At 74.7% G+C, this 16,210-nt stretch carries 7 protein-coding genes; 2 read left to right on the forward strand and 5 right to left on the reverse strand.

Features of this window, described 5'->3' with window-relative positions:
• Positions 1-19: 19 nt before the first annotated feature.
• The 5 genes from QHG49_RS31480 to eccCa all read right to left on the reverse strand — a co-directional run bounded on the left by QHG49_RS31480 (position 20) and on the right by eccCa (position 13,980).
• Positions 20-3,649, reverse strand: coding sequence for a right-handed parallel beta-helix repeat-containing protein (locus QHG49_RS31480; protein ID WP_301492197.1), 3,630 nt, complete (start codon positions 3,647-3,649; stop codon positions 20-22).
• Positions 3,646-7,023, reverse strand: coding sequence for a hypothetical protein (locus QHG49_RS31485; RefSeq protein ID WP_301492198.1), 3,378 nt, complete (start codon positions 7,021-7,023; stop codon positions 3,646-3,648). The genes QHG49_RS31480 and QHG49_RS31485 overlap by 4 nt, the downstream gene beginning before the upstream one ends.
• A 4-nt stretch (positions 7,024-7,027) precedes the next feature.
• Positions 7,028-8,506 carry a type VII secretion protein EccB gene (gene eccB, locus QHG49_RS31490; RefSeq protein ID WP_301492200.1) on the reverse strand — a complete coding sequence of 493 codons (1,479 nt, stop codon included), beginning with the start codon at positions 8,504-8,506 and terminating at the stop codon, positions 7,028-7,030.
• A 13-nt stretch (positions 8,507-8,519) separates the two neighbouring features.
• Positions 8,520-9,914, reverse strand: a complete 1,395-nt coding sequence (eccD, locus tag QHG49_RS31495) for a type VII secretion integral membrane protein EccD (RefSeq protein ID WP_159698715.1) — start codon at positions 9,912-9,914, stop codon at positions 8,520-8,522.
• A 70-nt stretch (positions 9,915-9,984) separates the two neighbouring features.
• Positions 9,985-13,980, reverse strand: coding sequence for a type VII secretion protein EccCa (eccCa, locus tag QHG49_RS31500; protein WP_301492201.1), 3,996 nt, complete (start codon positions 13,978-13,980; stop codon positions 9,985-9,987).
• Between the two features lie 448 nt (positions 13,981-14,428).
• On the opposite strand from eccCa, the gene QHG49_RS31505 reads away from it, so the two are divergent.
• A complete protein-coding gene (locus QHG49_RS31505) occupies positions 14,429-14,794 on the forward strand; it encodes a DUF3040 domain-containing protein (RefSeq protein WP_301492202.1) in 366 nt (121 codons plus the stop codon).
• 398 nt (positions 14,795-15,192) lie between these two features.
• A complete protein-coding gene (locus QHG49_RS31510; RefSeq protein ID WP_301492203.1) occupies positions 15,193-16,200 on the forward strand; it encodes an NAD-dependent epimerase/dehydratase family protein in 1,008 nt (335 codons plus the stop codon).
• The last annotated feature ends 10 nt before the right edge of the window (positions 16,201-16,210 follow it).

The following is a 16,210-nucleotide window of genomic DNA, read 5'->3' on the forward strand; positions in this document are numbered from 1 at the left end:
GCGCCGGGGCGGACGTCTCTCATGTCTGCACCAGGGGCCTCGCCTGGGGCGGCGGCTCCGTGGTGCCCGGCAGCCCGGCCCCCGGGTGCGGGGCGTTCGCCGGCTGCGCTGCCGTGGCCGGTGCGGGGTGGGGCGGCGGCGCGCCGTTCGCACGCGGCGGCGGACCGGCGGGTACGGCGGTCCGCGCGGCCTCGGGTGCCCGCGCGCCGTTCGCTGCGGGCGGCGGGCCTGCCGCCCCCGAACCCGCCGAACCCGCAGTGCCCGTCGAATGCGCGGTGCCCGCCGCGCTCGAAGGGCCCGAAGGGCCGGGCCCCTGCGTCGTGTCGGAGGCCGCGGCTCCCGGGAGGTCCGTCGCGGAGACGGTACGGGTGCGGGCGGACGCGGCGAGCCGTTCCGCCAGCCGGTGCGCCTCCCAGGCGCCCCCGGGCGGCGGCGAGGCGTCGAAGGCGGCGGCCAGCATCTCGGCCGCGTCGTCGGCCAGCTGGAAACCGAAGGCCCACAGCCGGCGCCGTACCAGCTCGATGGCCTGCTCCACGGTGTACGGGTCGAGCCGCAGGTACTCGGCGAACTCCCCGGCGATGTCGGCCCGTTCGCCGATCAGCGCGCGCAGTTCGGCGGGCGAGCCGCACAGGGCGAGCACCGTGTCGCAGGGGGTGCCCGCGAGCCGGGCCAGTCCGTCGAGCACCGCCGAGCGCTCGGCGGGCGAACGGCGGCCGAGGGCCTCGTCGAGACGCAGCACCAGCAGGCCGCCCTCCGCCTCCTCCAGGGCCGTCGCCAGCCGGTGGGCGGGCTGCTTCGGGAAGCGCGCCGGGAGCGCGGACAGCCGTACCTCGTGCACGGTGCCCGAGGTGAGCAGGCCCGCCTCGGTCAGACAGCGCGCGTAGGTCCGGGCCAGTGCCCGCCGGCCGCTGCCCTGCGGTCCCTCCAGCACGATGTTGGCCTGCGCGGACACCGCCCGGCCGGGCTCGCGCCCGGCACCGGCGAGCGCCGCCACCCGGGTGGCCAGGGCGGCGCGGGCCGCGTCGAGACCGGCCATCGCGGCCAACTTCCGCAGACCCGCAGGTGCTTGGGGCGCGGCGGCGGGTGCCGTGGAGGGGGCGGGCGCCGGGCCCGCGGGCTGCGGGGCGCGGGCCCCTCGGCCGGGGCGCTGCTCGCCCTGGCCGCTCGCCGGGGCCGCCGGGCCGCCCTGCGCCTCCGCCGCCCCGGCCGGCACGGTGATGACGTCCGCGCCGTCGAGACGGGACAACTCCGTGTCGTCACCGGGGGGTCCGGCGGCGAGCCGGGACGCCTGCCGGCTGATCATCTCCTCGAAGACCTGGCGGGCGACGCGCCCGTTGCCGAAGGTGGCGCCCTTGGGGACGTCCTGGAAGTAGCGGTCCAGGGCCTCAAGCGCCGAACCCGACAGCTCGTAGTAGTGCTTGGCGCACAGGCCCCGCACGATGGTGACCAGTTCCTCGGCGCTGTAGTTGGGGAACTCCACGGTGCGGGCGAAACGCGAGGCCATGCCCGGGTTGGAGGCGAGGAACTGCTCCATCTGCGCGGAGTACCCGGCGACGATCACCACGACCTCGTCGCGATGGTCCTCCATCAGCTTCATCAGCGTGTCCACGGCCTCCTGCCCGAAGTCGGGGCCGTTGCCACGGGACTGGCTGGTGAGCGTGTACGCCTCGTCGATGAACAGCACACCGCCGAGCGCCTTGTTGAAGACCTCCGTGGTCTTGATGGCCGTACCGCCGATGATCTGCGCCACCAGGTCGGCGCGGGCCACCTCGACGATATGGCCCTGGCTGAGGATGCCCAGTTCCGCGAGGACCGCGCCGTAGAGCCGGGCCACCGTGGTCTTGCCGGTACCGGGCGGACCCGCGAAGACCAGGTGCCGGCTGATGGGCGGCATCGGCAGGCCCATCTCCTGGCGGCGCTGCGCCATCTTGTTCAGGTTGATCAGGCCGGTGACCTCCAGCTTCACGCTCTCCAGGCCGACCAGCCCCTCCAGCTCCGCGAGGGGCCCGGTACCGGTGTGCGCGGCCGCCCGGGTCGCCGCCTCGGCGTCCGCCGCGCCGGAGTCGCCACCACCGGTGGCACCGGTCGTACGGCCGGCGGGATCGCCGCCGGTGTCGACGCGCTCCACCGAGACCTGGCCCGACTTGAGCTGGCGGACCGGGGCGCCGCCGTTGTCGCGGATCTCGCAGTCGTGCACCCGTACCGGTTCGTCGGTGTTGCAGCGCACCCCGTCGCCGCCGTTGTCGAAGACGGTGCAGTTGGTCAGTTCGGCCCGCGAGGACGCCTGCACATGCACACCGTGGCCACGCGCCCCGTTGACCCGGCAGCCGACCGCGGTGAGGGCACCGCCCGCGCTGACCCGGATGCCGTCGCCGTCCGCGCCGGTGAACTCGCTGTCCTGGGCGCTGAGTTCGCACTCCGCCCCGACGAGCGTCGAGCAGCCGGTGAACGCCGAGCCGGTCACCTCGGCGCGGGCACCCGAGGCGAGGGCGAGGCCCGTGCCGCCCCCGGAGCGCAGCCGCAGCGCGGACAGCGTCGCCGAGGCACCCTCGGACAGCTCGACGCCCGTCACCAACTCGGCGTCGCGGAGCGTCACCTGGGTCCTGGCCCCGGCGCCCCGCAGCGCGGGGCCGCCCGCGTCGGCCGTCAGCCGGTCCAGCACCACCGCACCGTCCGCCACCTGCACGGCCGCCGTGCTCGCGCCCTCGACGGCCAGCCCCGCGCCCTCGGCACGGCCGCCCGCCTCGACCAGCAGACCGGTCGGGGTGCCGGTGATCCGGCAGTCCTCGATACGGGGCCGCGCGCCGGCCGAGACATGGATGCCCTCCCGCCGGGCCCCGGCGACAAGGCACTCGCGCAGCACCGGCGCGCTGCCCTCGCCGACCCGGACCGCCTGCCCACCGGAACCGGTGAACGAGCAGCGGGTGAGCACGACTTCGGCCGCGCTGGTCAGATACGCGTCCAGGGCCGCGCTGCCGCTCACCTCGACACCGGTGAGCGTGGCACGCGCGTTCTGCTCCACGGCGAGCGCGGGCTTGCCGCTGCCGCTGATCCGGGTGGCCTCCACCACCGCCGTGGCCTGCCCGTTGACGCAGACCCCGTTGCCCCGGGCCCGGTCGAGCCGGCAGTCGCGCAGGGTCAGCCGGCCGTGCTCGGCCACCACGACCGCCGACGAGCCGACCTCCTTGATCTGCGTGCCCTCCACGGCGTTGGCGCCGCCGGAGGTGACCACGATGCCCGCGCCCTGCGCGTTGGTGACCTGGCAGTCCCGCAGCGCGACCACGCCGTCCTGCCAGGCCAGCACGGCCGCCCATGCCTCACCGGAGATCCGGCAGCCGTCCAGCGCGGCCTGCCCCCGGCGCACGTCGAGCACCGGGGCCTCACGGTCGGTGCCGGACAGCTGGAGGCCGGTGAGCTGGACCGCCTCCGCGTCCAGGACGAGGGTGCTGCCCGAGGCCGCCGCGATCTCCACGGTGCCGCCGGCGCCCTCGGCGGCCAGCGTCACCGCGCGATTGATGTACAGGCTCTCGTCGTACCGCCCGGGCGCGACGGTGATCAGCGCGCCGTCGGTGGCGTCCGCCAGGGCGTCGGCGATGGCGCGGTAGGCCCCGGGGCGGTCCGGGGACACCAGTAGCACGGGCCGGGTCACAGTTTCGCTCCCTCGTCAGGCGCACTCAGGTCGCCGCTGTTGCCGTTGCCGTCACCGGCGTTGTGCGGACGCTGCGGCGGTGTCGGCGCCCCGCCGATCAGACCCGGGGGCGTCCCGAGGCCGTCCTTGCCGCCGCCCCGCTCGTCCCGGCCCGCCGCGTCGTCGGCGCGCAGCGCGGCGGCCGCGCGGTCGAGTCCGTCCCGGGCGATCTCGTCCAACGGCACCCGCTGGACGTCGACCTTGCCGTCGGAGGCGATCTCCGAGGGCGACAACTCCCTTAGCAGCACCGGCCCTTCACCCTCCGCGGGGCGCAGCACCTTGAACGTGGTGCCGGGCAGGAACACCACGCGGTCCGGCTCGGCGGGGTCGATCAGATTGGTACGGCGGGCGGTGATCGACCAGATGAGGAAGTCGGTGGCGTCGTGCGGACCGGGACGCGGGGCGCCGTACGCCGTGCAGAACGCCCACTCCGTCACCAGCCGCCCCTCCCGGAACCACGCCCGCTCCGCCGCGCTCGCCCGGGCCCGCAGCAGCGCCGCGCCCCGGTACGAGGGCAGCCTGCGCAGCCCGGCCGCCACACAGCGGGCCAACGGCACGTGCGGACCGACCGCCGCGGCGCGTACGGCCGCGTTGACCTGCGCGCTGTCCCCGGACAGGAACAGCCGTACGGCCACCAGGTCGGTGAGCGCGTCCGTGGCCTCGCCGCGCGCGCCGCCGCGCAGTCCCGGGGACTCCGACATCACCCGGGACACCGTGCCCGCGACCGCGTTGTACTGCGTGCTCAGCGTCCGGCGCACCCAGTCCCGCTCCTTCTCGGTGCCGCGCTCGGGCGGTACCGCGCAGGCGGACGCCTTGGGGGTCGGCTGGACGCGGACACCGGGGACGGCCGCGGGTGCGGGCGCCGGGGACCTGGGGCCGTCCGGGGTGCCCGGCGCGGGGGCGGTTGGCGCCGGCCCGTCGGCCCGCTCGGTCTCGGCGGGCGCCACGGGCGCGGCGGCCGGGGAGTCGGACTCCAGCCGGATCAACTGCGCGGGCCGCACGGGGGGTGCCGGGGGAGCGGCGGGTGCCGTCGGCGGCACAGTGGACTGCGACTGCGACTGCGACTGCGGCTGCGACTGCGACTGCGACTGCGGCTGCGGCTGCGGCTGTGGCTGTGGCTGTGGCTCGGGCTCCGGGTTCTCGGCCGCAGGTGTGGGCTGCGGCGTCGACGGACCGGCGCCGGGGCTGTCGGGCGCGTGCGGGACCGACGGCTCCGGCTTCGGCGCAGGCCGCTGCTCCGGTTCCGGGCCGGTCGGTCGCGCGGGTACGTCGGTCCGCGCCGGGCGCTCCGCCTCCCCGCCGCCGGGCCCGTCCGCAGGGCGCGGATTCTCCCTCGCCGGCTCACCCGGAACCCCCGGCTCACCCGGAACCCCCGGCTCGCTCGGATGGCCCGGTTCGGCCGCACGTCCCGGCTCGGACACGGCCGGAAGGTGGGGCAGCGGAAGGCGCGCGGGCGCGGCGGGAGGAAGCGGCGCGGGCACCGGCGGAACGGGACCCTGGACCACGGGCGTCGCCGGAACCGGTTCCTCACCCACGGGTGTCGGCGCCGGACCGTCGGTGCGCGGCGCGTCGGGCATCGGCCCCGGTGCGGGGCGCGGCGCCTCCCGCACCGGCTCGGGCACCGGCATCGGCGCGGGACCGCCGGTCGCCGTGGCCTCCGACGCGGTGGCGAGGGTCTCCCGCTCCGGGGGCCCGGCCGGGGCCGTCTCCCCGGCCGCACCGGTCACCTGGACGTCGTCGCCCGACTCGACCCGCGGCAACCCGGCCGACGGCACCTCGGACTCGGTCCTGGCCGGGGGAGGCGCCGTCACGGGCGGTGCCGCCGGTGCCGCGTTCCCTCGTACCCGGACGGTCGCCTCGTCGAGGTCCAGATGTGCGAGCGCCGAAGCCGCGCCCGACCCCTCACGTCGTACAACTCCGTTGTCGATCGCGGGAGTTGCGGCCTGCTCCGGCGAACTCCAGGGTGCCGCCTCCGCCGTCCGTACCTGGCCGCGGAACGCGGTGGGGGCGATCGCCTGCGGGCCGGTCGCCGTGGCGTCCGGTGCCGACCACAGGTGGGCGTCGTCCGCCGGGACGACCACATGGCCCGGCTCGTCGGCCGGGGCGATGGTGAAGCCCTCGCGGCGCTCGGGGTCCAGCCGCCACAGCATGTCCTCGGCGAGCGAGCGCATACGGTCGGCCGTGCCGGGCGTGCTGCGGTCGTAGAGGATGGCCGCGTAGCCGGGCGCGGCCGGAATCCGGCGTACCGCGTCGCCGTCGGCGGGCTCGGCCAGCGGGCGCATCCACAGCCCGCTCTGCACCACTTCGAGCACCGCGTCGGCGGCGTACTCGTACACACCGGTGGTGATCTCGGGCACCCCGAACAGGGGCCTGCGCAGCCCGAAGAGGGCGGGCGGGGCCGGAACGCTCTCGGTGCGCGGGAAGTACATCAGCTCGCTGACGAACGGGTGGTGGCCGAGCGTGCCGTCCGGCCGTACCGCCGCCACCTCGGGCGAGTCGAGCCCGGCGCGCGACTCGACGGGCACGCCCGCGTACAGCACCACCTGCTGGCCGAGCGCGTCGGCGAGTTCCTGGCCCAGCGCCTCGGCGCCCTCGGGCAGCGCGACGGGACCGAGGTGCAGGAAGCGCACCCAGGAGCGCGCGGACGGCAGGACCGTCTCCCACAGCCGGGTCACGTCCGCCAGGGTCACCGGCGGTCCGCCGGGGCTGCCGAGGACCACGGTGAGGATGTCGGGATGGCTCGGCAGCCGGTCCACCAGGCGCCGGCCGCTCTCGGCGGCCGGATGGTCGTGCGGGCTGCGCACCCACACCCCGCAGGGCGCCGGCTCGGCGATGCCGTGGCCACTGGTCGTCCAGGGGCGGTCGAAGGTGGAGAACTCCCAGCGCGGCTTGGGGAATCGGCGCGAGTCGCGCTCCGCCGAACGGCCGGGCCGGAACCGCAGCCAGCCCGCGCCGTGGTCGCTCGGGATGAACAGGCCGCCGCCGTCGGTCGGCAGCACCGCGCCGTCCGGGGCGAGCACCAGCCGCCCGAGCCGGTCCGCGATCCGCTGGGCGGCGCGCCGCGACTCCTGGGGCGTGCTGCGGCCGAAGACCAGGCGCAGGCTCTCGCCCCGGCCCGCCAGCAGCCGTGCCACCGCGTCCGCCGAGCCCTCCAGCGACCCGTAGGGGAGATCCACCACGGCCAGGGTGTGCTGGGGGTCGGCGGCGAGCCCCGCGGCGAACGCGGCGGCCCCCGGGTCGGGTTCGCCCTTGGGGTGCACCAGCAGGGCCCGGCCCTCGGCCCGGCACTGCAACGCCGTCCCGCCCGCCCGGGCGGTACCCAGTCCTCTGCGCATCCGCTCACCCCACCCGTGCGGCGGAGCCGGTGGGCGACGGATCGGCGGACACCGCCGGGACCGGGGCCTCGCCCGTGGTCCGGCCGCTATCCGAAGTTCCCTGTGCCTGATGGGAGTCGGCCGAGGGCGAAGCCGTCGCCCCGTCCTGTCCCGCCTTCACCGTCAGCGCCGCCACCGAGCGGTCGAGGACCGGTCCGTGGGGCAGCGCCACCAGCAGGCTCTCCGGCAGCGCGGTCGCGGTGCCGGAGCCGATGCCGAGGGACTGCGCGGCGGAGGAGCCCAGCGGGTAGACGATGCCCTGGTCGGTGATCAGGAAGGTGTGCGGGTTCGCCACCCGCGCGGCCACCTCCCGCTGGTCCACGGCGTACACACCGTGCGACGGCGGCACCAGCACCCGCTGCCTCCCCGTCGCGGCGGCGCCGCTCTCCACGACCACGGCCGCGCTGAGCCGGGCCCCCTGGGTGCTCTCCCGCAGGCACACCGCCTGCCCGGAGGTGTCGACCGCAGGGGCGCCGAGCACGTCCGGGGCCCCGCTGTCGAGGGAGTGGTGGGCGGAGACCTTGGCGGAGGCGATGTCGGTCACCGACACCTCGCGGGTGGCCGGTGCGCCGGGCCGGGCCGCGAGCAACGCGGCCTCGGTGGCGCTGACTTGGGTCACCCCGTCGGCGGTCATGACGTAGGTGTGCCGGGCGCCCGCCGTGCTCATGGTGAACAACTGGCCCACGGTGACGGGCCGTCCGGCGATCTTCCCGGCGGGGCTGCCCATCCGGTCGAGCTTCGCCGGGGCGAGCGCGGCCCCGGTCGGTACGGCGGCGAGCCACGCGGTGGACGCGGCCACCGGGCGGTCGCCGTCGAGGCCGAGCGCGATCAGCGCGGACTGGGCGGGCACCGGGTACTTGGTGCCCCGCCACAGCACGAACCGCTGCCCGCTCGCGGACTTCAGCAGCAGCTGCCGTCCGGCGGGGAAGGCGCCCGCGTGCGCGCCCGGCGCGAAGTCGACCACATGGCCGGACGGCAGATCCGGGCGCAGGCAGTCGGTCCAGGACCCGGCCAGCAGGGTGGCCGGGGTGGGCAGGGAGTCGGGCGCGCCGTCGATGCCGATGGGCGCGCCGTGCGGTACGCCGCTCAGTGCCTTCGCCGCGACGGTGCGTACGGCGGCGCCCTTGCCGGTCAGCAGCAGCGCGGAGGCGTAGTTGCGCACCGGGCGCAGACTGCCGTCGAGGAAGAGATAGCGGGTGCCGGTCTCCTTCTCCACGACGATCGAGCCGGGTTCGCGCCAGGCCGCCGTGGTCACCGGCGACAGCTTGCCGTAGACCAGGAAGCCCAGGGACAGCAGGACGACGAGTCCCGCGCCGAAGAAGGTGCCGAGGGCGGCCCGCTTGGTGGGGCTGTCGCCGCGGCCGGGGTCGCCGGTGACGAGGGCGGTCGCAAGGCGGCCCATGGCGAACTGGTACGCCTGCATGTGATCGCGTCGGGTCTGCACGCCGCTGCCCCTCTCAGCTCGCCAGGGCGCGGAAGTAGGCGTACGCGTGCAGGACCTGGAGCAGCAGTGGCAGCAGCGCGATCGCGGTGACCGTCTCCAGCAGGTCGCCGCTGTGCCCCCACACCGGCAGCAGCCGGCCGCTCGGCAGCCGCCACGCGGCGACCAGCAGGGCGAGGACCGCGGCGAGCAGCACGGCCACCACGACCACCCGGGCGCCGTCGCCCGCGGCGGCGAACCGGGTGAGCGCCACCGTGACCAGACCTGCGGCACCGGCGAGCACGGTCGGCACGCGCTGTGCGGACCGGTTCAGGCCGCGGGCCCGCAGCAGCACCGCGCCCGCGAAGACCAGCGGCAGCAGCCAGCCGATCCAGCCGCCCTCGCGGGTCATGTACCAGAACCCGGCCGTGTAGACGAGCGCGGAGGACACGCTGAGGGTGTCCAGGAAGGAGCCGGCCGCCTTGACCCTGCGCTCCACCCGCTCCTGCGGCTCCGGGTCGATGTCCTCCTGCAACTCGGCCGCGTTGTGCGGGAGCCGGGGCACCCGCAGCCGGGCGGTGCGCAGCGCGAGCCGGGGCCCGAAGTGGCCGAGCACGAACATGGCGACCGCGACGACGGCGACCGCCTGGGCGCCGTGCCAGCCGGTGGCGTGCATCAGCCCGGTCCCGACGGCGGCGGCGAGCGCGGTGCCCAGCGCGGTGCCGGGGACCACCAGCGGCAGCGGGCGCAGCGCCAGCAGCGCGACGGCCACGACCGCGACGCAGCCCGCCGCGGCCAGCATCCCGGGCAGCCCCGGCGCGAACCCGCCGTGCGGCCCCTGGCGGAACGTCAGCCCGGCCAGCGCGCCGAACGCGAGCGCGCCGAGACCGGCCACCAGCACACTGCCCGCGTCGGCGGAGAGCCGGTCGCCTGCCACGCATCCGGCGGCCAGCAGTACGGCGATCACCCCGGCGCCGGCCGAGGCGCCGAGCCCCGGGCCGAATCCCAGCAGCGCCCACGCCACCGCGGGCAGCGCCAGTGCCGCCAGGGTGAGCGCCAGGCCCCGGGTAAGCGCCGGGCGCCAGCCGCCTGGCAACGCTGTCACGACGTGTGCGACCCCGTCGGAGACGTCGTCGAAGTGCAGGGCGGGCAACGGCTCGTCGGCGGGCCGCAGATGGAGCACCTCGCCATGGCGCAGGTGCGCGGTGGCGGGGGTGGCGTCGGCGTCGAACGGGTCCTCGCCGAGCCGTTGCAGCACCCAGGGCGTGCCGCGGTCCGCCGTCTCCGCCGTCACATGGCGCACCAGGACGGGCAGCAGCGCGGAGACCGGGGTGGTGAGCGGGATCGCCAGGTCGGCCTGGCCGGTGGGGCCCACCACCGTGACCCGGCAGACCTCCGAGGCGGGTGCGGTGACCGCGGGGGCTGTGGTCATCGGACTGCTCCTGGGGAGAGGGAGGGGGACGTGGGGAGGGGGCGCATGCCGCTCATGCCGTTCTTGACGTTCATGAGGACACCAGCCCGGTCTGTACGAGACGTACCGAACGCCGGGTGACGAGCTGCGCCCGGCCCGCGGGCAGCGTGCGCGGCTTGGCCTCGCCGAGGAACTTGCCCTCCTCCTTGGGGTAGGAGAAGAGCAGACCGGGGTTGCCCAGCTCCCACAGCCGGCGCAGCACCGGGTCCATCATGGCGCGGATCGAGCCGGAGGTGCTGCGGGCGACGATCAGGTGCATGCCGATGTGCAGGCCCTGTGCGAGCAGCGGTACCAGGGGCGCCATCGGGGAGGGGGCGCCCGGGGCTCCGGAGAACAGGTCGTAGTCGTCGATGAGGACGAACAGCAGCGGCCCCTCCCACCAGTCGCGGCGGGCGAGCTGCTCCGGGCTGATGTCCGGGCCCGGCACCCGCTTGCCCACCGACACCGAGGCGCTGGTGGCCAGCTGGGCGAGCGCGTCGCTGTCCACGACGTACCCGACCCGGTACGCCTCGGGCACCGAGTTGAGGAGCCCGCGCCCCGGGTCGGCGACCATGATGCGCGCCTCCTCGGGGGTGTAGCGGGCGGTGATGGCGCGGATCATCAGGCGCAGCGCGTTGGTCTTGCCGGTCTCGCCGTCGCCGAACACCATCAGGTGCGGGTTGGTGGTGAAGTCGTGCCAGACCGGTTCGAGGCGCTGCTCGTCCCAGCCGAGGCAGACCTTGAAGTCGTCCTCGGACACCGGGAGATCGGTCACCGGAAGGCGGGTCGGCAGCAGCCGGACGCCGGGGGCCGGGCGGCCCGTCCAGAAGGTGTCGATCTCCGCCACGGCCGACTTGGTGGCCGTCGTCAGATCGCCGGTCTCGCCCGAGCCGTCCAGGCGGGGCAGCGCGGACAGGAAGTGGTGGCCGGCCGCGGTCAGACCCCGGCCGGGCTGGTGCGGTACGGCCGCCGCGGTCCGGGAGCCGACCTCGGACTCCATCGAATCGCCCAGCCGCAGCTCGAACTTGGTGCCCAGCAGGTCGCGCAGCCGGGGCCGGAACTCCGACCAGCGCACCGCGGAACCGATCACATGCAGACCGAACGACAGCCCGCGCGCGGCCATCTCGATGACCCGGGGCTCCAGTTCCTCGTAGTCCTGGCGCAGCGTGCCCCAGCCGTCGACCACCAGGAACACATCGCCGTAGGGGTCGTCGATCTCGCCGGTGGCGCGCAGCCGGCGGTAGGCCGCCATCGACTCCAGGCCGCGCGAGGTGAACTCCTCCTCGCGCTTCTCCAGCAGCTGGCTCAGCTCCGCGACCGTGCGCAGCACGCGGTCGCGCTCCAGACGGGTGGCGACCGAGCCGACATGCGGCAGACCGGCCGTGGAGACCAGACCGCCACCGCCGAAGTCCAGGCAGTAGAACTGGACCTCCTCGGGGGTGTGGGTCAGCGCCAGGGACAGCATCAGGGTGCGCAGCAGGGTCGACTTGCCGGTCTGCGGGGCGCCCGCCACACCGATGTGGCCGTCGGCGCCGGACAGATCGGCGACCAGCAGCTCCCGCAGCTGCTCGAAGGGCCGGTCCACGATGCCGAGCGGCACCCGCAGCGAGCTGAGCGAGGGATGGTCGGCCGCGCTCATGCCGCGCACCGGGTCCGGCACGATGCCCGGCAGCAGCTGGTCCAGGCTCGGGGACTCGGTCAGCGGCGGCAGCCACACCTGCCGGGCCGGCGGGCCGCTCTCCTCCAGGCGCCCGATCAGCACCTCCAGGAGACTCTCCTCGCTCTGCTCCCCGCCCGCCGCCTGGGCGGCGGCCTTGCGTTCGGCGGCGGCCGACGCCTCCCGGGCGGCCTCCAGCGCCTGCTGCTCGGCGACCCGCTCGGACAGCAGCGTGCCCTGCTGCTCCAGCCCGAACAGGGTGATCTCCTGCCCGGCGGCGCCCAGTTGCGCGGAATGCTCGGCCTCGCCCACCGGTTCCGGGGCGGCACCGGAGACGTAGGCGGCCTTGAAGCGGACCAGGTTGGTGGTGTCCACCTTCAGGAAACCGTTGCCCGGCGCCGACGGCAGCTCATAGGCGTGCGAGACGCCGATGACACTGCGCGACTCCATCGCGGAGAACGTCCGCAGGGCGATCCGGTACGACAGATGTCCCTCGACCTTGTGGATACGGCTCTCGTCCAGCCGCTGGGAGGCCAGCAGCAGATGCACCCCGAGGCTGCGCCCGAGGCGGCCGATGGAGACGAACAGATCCACGAACTCCGGCTTGCTGGCGAGCAGTTCGGAGAACTCGTCCACGATGATCAGCAGCGAGGGCAGCGGCGTCAGATTCGCCCCGGCGCCCCGCGCCTTCTCGTAGTCGAACAGCGAGGAGTACCCGGACTCGCGCAGCAGCTCCTGGCGGCGGATCATCTCGCCGTTGATGGAGTCGCGCATGCGGTCCACGAGGTGGATCTCGTCGGCCAGGTTGGTGATGACCGCCGAGGTGTGCGGCAGCCGGTCCATGCCGAGGAAGGTCGCGCCGCCCTTGAAGTCGACCAGCACCAGGTTGAGGATCTCCGAGGAGTGCGTGGCGACCAGGCCCATCACCAGGGTGCGCAGCAGCTCGCTCTTGCCGGAGCCGGTGGCACCGATGAGCAGGCCGTGCGGGCCCATGCCGCCCTGCGCCGACTCCTTGATGTCCAGCTCGACGACCTCGCCCTCCTCCGTGACGCCCAACGGCACCAGCAGACGGGCGGACTGGGCGATGCGGGGGCGCCACTTGCCCGCCACGTCGAAGGTGCGCGGGTCCCGGATGCCGAGCAGCGCGGTGAGGTCGAAGTCCGACTCCAGCGACCGGTCCACCAGGTCCACGCTGCCGCTGGTGCGCATCGGCGCCAGCAGCCGGGCCAGGGTGTCCGCCTCGGTGCGGCCGAGCGTGTCGGCCTCGGCGGTCACCGTGTCGTCACCGGCCGGGAACGCGACGCTGGTGCCCCGCGTGGTCAGCCGCAGCACCTTCGGACCGCCGGTCATCGCGCCCGTCGCGTCCAGCAGGACGACATTGCGCAGTCCGCCGTGCGTCAGCCGCGACGTCTCCGGCAGCCGCACGCCCTGCGCGAGGACCACCACGAACGGCTCGGCCACGCTCGGCGAGGCGTCCGGGTCGTGGTCGGGCCGGTCCCGCACCTCGGTGCCGAGCAGGTCCATCAGCGCCTCGTGGTCCTCGGCGGCGAGCCGCACCTGACCGGCGTCGTCCTCCTCGTGCGGATGCGCGTTGTGCGGCAGCCACTTCAGCCAGTCCCACTCGGCCCGTGCCGACGCCCCGCCCAGCAGGGCGATCCGCAGCTCGTCGGGGGAGTGGAACGCGGCGAGCTGCGCGACCATCGCCCGCAGCAGCCCGAGCGCCGGCTCCGGCTCACCGGCCAGCTCCACACTGGTGAACCGTCGGAGCGCGACCGGGATCGGCAGCCGGGGCACCGTCTGGTGCGCCTTGGTGAACCGGCGCAGCGAGATCGCGGTCAGCGGCTCCAGGTCCTCCACCGGCTTGGTCTGCGGCGGCAGGAACTCCAGCGCGGCGCGGCGGACGCCCTGTCCGATGCGGACCCGGCCGAAGTCCTCGTGCGCCGGGCGGCGTTCCCACAGCCGGGTGCCCATCACCAGCGCCCACAGCCGTCCCGGGTCGGGGTTGTCCCAGAGCAGGGCGGCCCGCTGCTGCTCGGCGGCCTGCCGGGCCTGCCGGCGCTTCTGCGCGAGATAGCGCAGATAGTCCCGCCGTTCGGCCCGCATCCTGCGCCGGCGCTCGGCACCGGCCCGGCCGATCTGGGTCAGCGTCATGCTGACCATGGCGACGCCCATCATTCCGGACATCATGTACGTCGTCGGTCCGGCGCTGCGCATGGAGAACATCAGCACCATGGCGCCGGTGCCCAGCGCCATGGGCAGGTACATCAGCGCCGATCCGAAATCGGCGCTCGCCGGTTCCCCCAGGACCGGGGGCTCCGCCAGCTCGACCTGTCCCTCGGGGAGCTGCGGACCCTCGGCGCGCGGTGAACGTTTGGCCACCACGGTGCTCAATGCAGGGACCTTTCTGAGGCGCTTACGGGCATGGCTGGTCAACCACTACTGCGTGGGCGCGGGTTGATGCTCGGTGATGTGGAGGGCAGTGATCCACTACTGGGCAGATGATAGGCGCGGGAACGGTGAGACGGGTGAACACATCTCACCTCTGAGGCGCCAACTCGGAAATTTTGCTTGGCTTTTTAAATAGTTGATCCGCGCACCTTGTGCCGGGAGCCGCTCACTCCCCCGGGATCTGGGGGTTGTTGATGATTGTTTGAGGTTCACCCGTGTCCGGCGGCGGAAAGTGAACCTCTGGTTACGGAGATGCGAACACGCGGTGTGTTCCCGGCGTTCGTCGCCGCACGTGACGTATCGCCTACGCACCGTGCCTCCGCTTCGGCGCCGCCGACGCGGGGAACTCGGGGCGACGGATGCCGCCGACCGCGGAGGAGGTGCCGTCGCCGTGGACGACTGGGAGATGTGGGACAGGCGCGCGCAGGCCCGGCTGTCACCGCGTGAGCGGCTGGCGCTGCTGGAGATCGAGGCGCGTCTTCGCGAGGACCGGGGCTTCGCCCGCCGGATGGGCGGCGGCGCCCACCGGGAACGCGGGGACCGGGCGCACCGGCGGATCTGGCTGCCCACGGGCGTCCTGCTGCTGGCCCTCGCGTCCGCGTCCTGCGCGGTCATGGGCATCCGCACCGCGGACCCCGGGCTGCTGTGGTGCTTCGCGGCACTGTGGCCGCTCACCCTCTTCCAGGCATTCCGCCTGCTGTGCCGGCTGGCGCGCCGCAGGGGCCGCTCCGGGGACCGGCGCGGCTCCTGGTTCTGACCCGCCGACGCGGGCCGCCGAATGCCCCCGGCGGGGCCTCCCTCATGGTCTCCGCCTTCCCTCGTATGGCCTCCCGCCTGCGCTTTCGAGGCGTTGAGTCGCGCCCGGTCGCACCCCACCGGACAATCGACTCCAACGTGTGAAACCAACTGATAAGGGCACTCTGCTGCCAGTGCCGTCCGGACAGCGGCGGCCGCACCAGGGCAGTCCCCCGAAGCCGCGGGACACGAGCCCTGTCCTCTCCCCACCGCCGGCCCGGCGACACCCGGTCCGGGTGTGGCCCCACGCCACGCGAAAGCGTTCTCGGGACGCGGACGACACCGACCGATGCGACAGCGAGATGGCCGCGACGCCATCCGGCATCGGCGTACGTGGACGCAGGACGAAAAGGAACAACCATGACAGGTGACACACCCTTTTTCTGGCGGCGCGCCCTCGTGACCGGTGGCGCCGGCTTCCTCGGCTCCCACCTGTGCGAACGGCTGCTGGATCTGGACGTCGAAGTCGACTGCGCCGACAACCTGTGCTGCGGGCGCCGGGAGAACGTGGCCCACCTGGAGGACCGGCCCGGCTTCCGGTACGTGTTCTGCGACGTCAGCGAACCCGAGTGCGCCGACCGGCTGCCGGGACCGTACGACCTGGTCCTCCACTTCGCCTGCCCGGCCTCGCCCGCCGACTACCTGCGGATGCCCCTGGAGACCCTGGACGTGGGCAGCCTCGGCACCCGCAACGCCCTCGGCCTCGCCGAACGCGACGGCGCCCGCTTCCTGCTGGCCTCCACCTCCGAGGTGTACGGCGACCCCCAGGTGCACCCGCAGCACGAGGGGTACTGGGGCAACGTCAACCCGGTCGGACCGCGCAGCGTGTACGACGAGTCCAAGCGGTTCGCCGAGGCCCTGGTCACCGCGTACGCCGGCGCCCGGGAGGCCGACGCCGGGATCGTCCGGCTGTTCAACACCTACGGGCCCCGGATGCGCGCCCACGACGGCCGCGCCGTGCCCACCTTCATCTGCCAGGCGCTGGCGGGGGAGCCGCTCACCGTGGCCGGCGACGGCAGCCAGACCCGCTCGCTGTGCTACGTGGACGACACCGTCGACGGCGTGCTCCGCGTGGCCACCAGCAGATCGGTACGGCCGGTGAACATCGGCGGCAGCGACGAGATCACCGTCGCCGACCTGGCCCGCCGCATCGTCGCCCTCACCGGGTCCCGCTCGTCCCTCGCCTTCGTCGACCGGCCCGTGGACGACCCCGGCCGCCGCCGGCCCGACACCACGCTCGCGCGCGAACTGCTCGGCTGGTCACCGCAGATCCCCTGGGAGGAGGGCCTGAAGCAGACCATCGCCTACTTCGCGACCCGGCTCCCGCAGCCGGTGCCGAGCACACCGCAGCCGGCCCCGCAGCCCTGAGCGTCCCTCG

Source organism: Streptomyces sp. WP-1 (genome assembly GCF_030450125.1).
In the GTDB taxonomy this organism is placed as follows: domain Bacteria; phylum Actinomycetota; class Actinomycetes; order Streptomycetales; family Streptomycetaceae; genus Streptomyces; species Streptomyces incarnatus.

Excerpts from the sequence above, each read along its gene's own strand:
- QHG49_RS31485 (WP_301492198.1), bottom strand. The coding sequence starts at position 7,023 with ATGCGCAGAGGACTGGGTACCGCCCGGGCGGGCGGGACGGCGTTGCAG.
- eccD (WP_159698715.1), bottom strand. The coding sequence starts at position 9,914 with ATGACCACAGCCCCCGCGGTCACCGCACCCGCCTCGGAGGTCTGCCGG.
- QHG49_RS31510 (WP_301492203.1), top strand. The coding sequence starts at position 15,193 with ATGACAGGTGACACACCCTTTTTCTGGCGGCGCGCCCTCGTGACCGGT.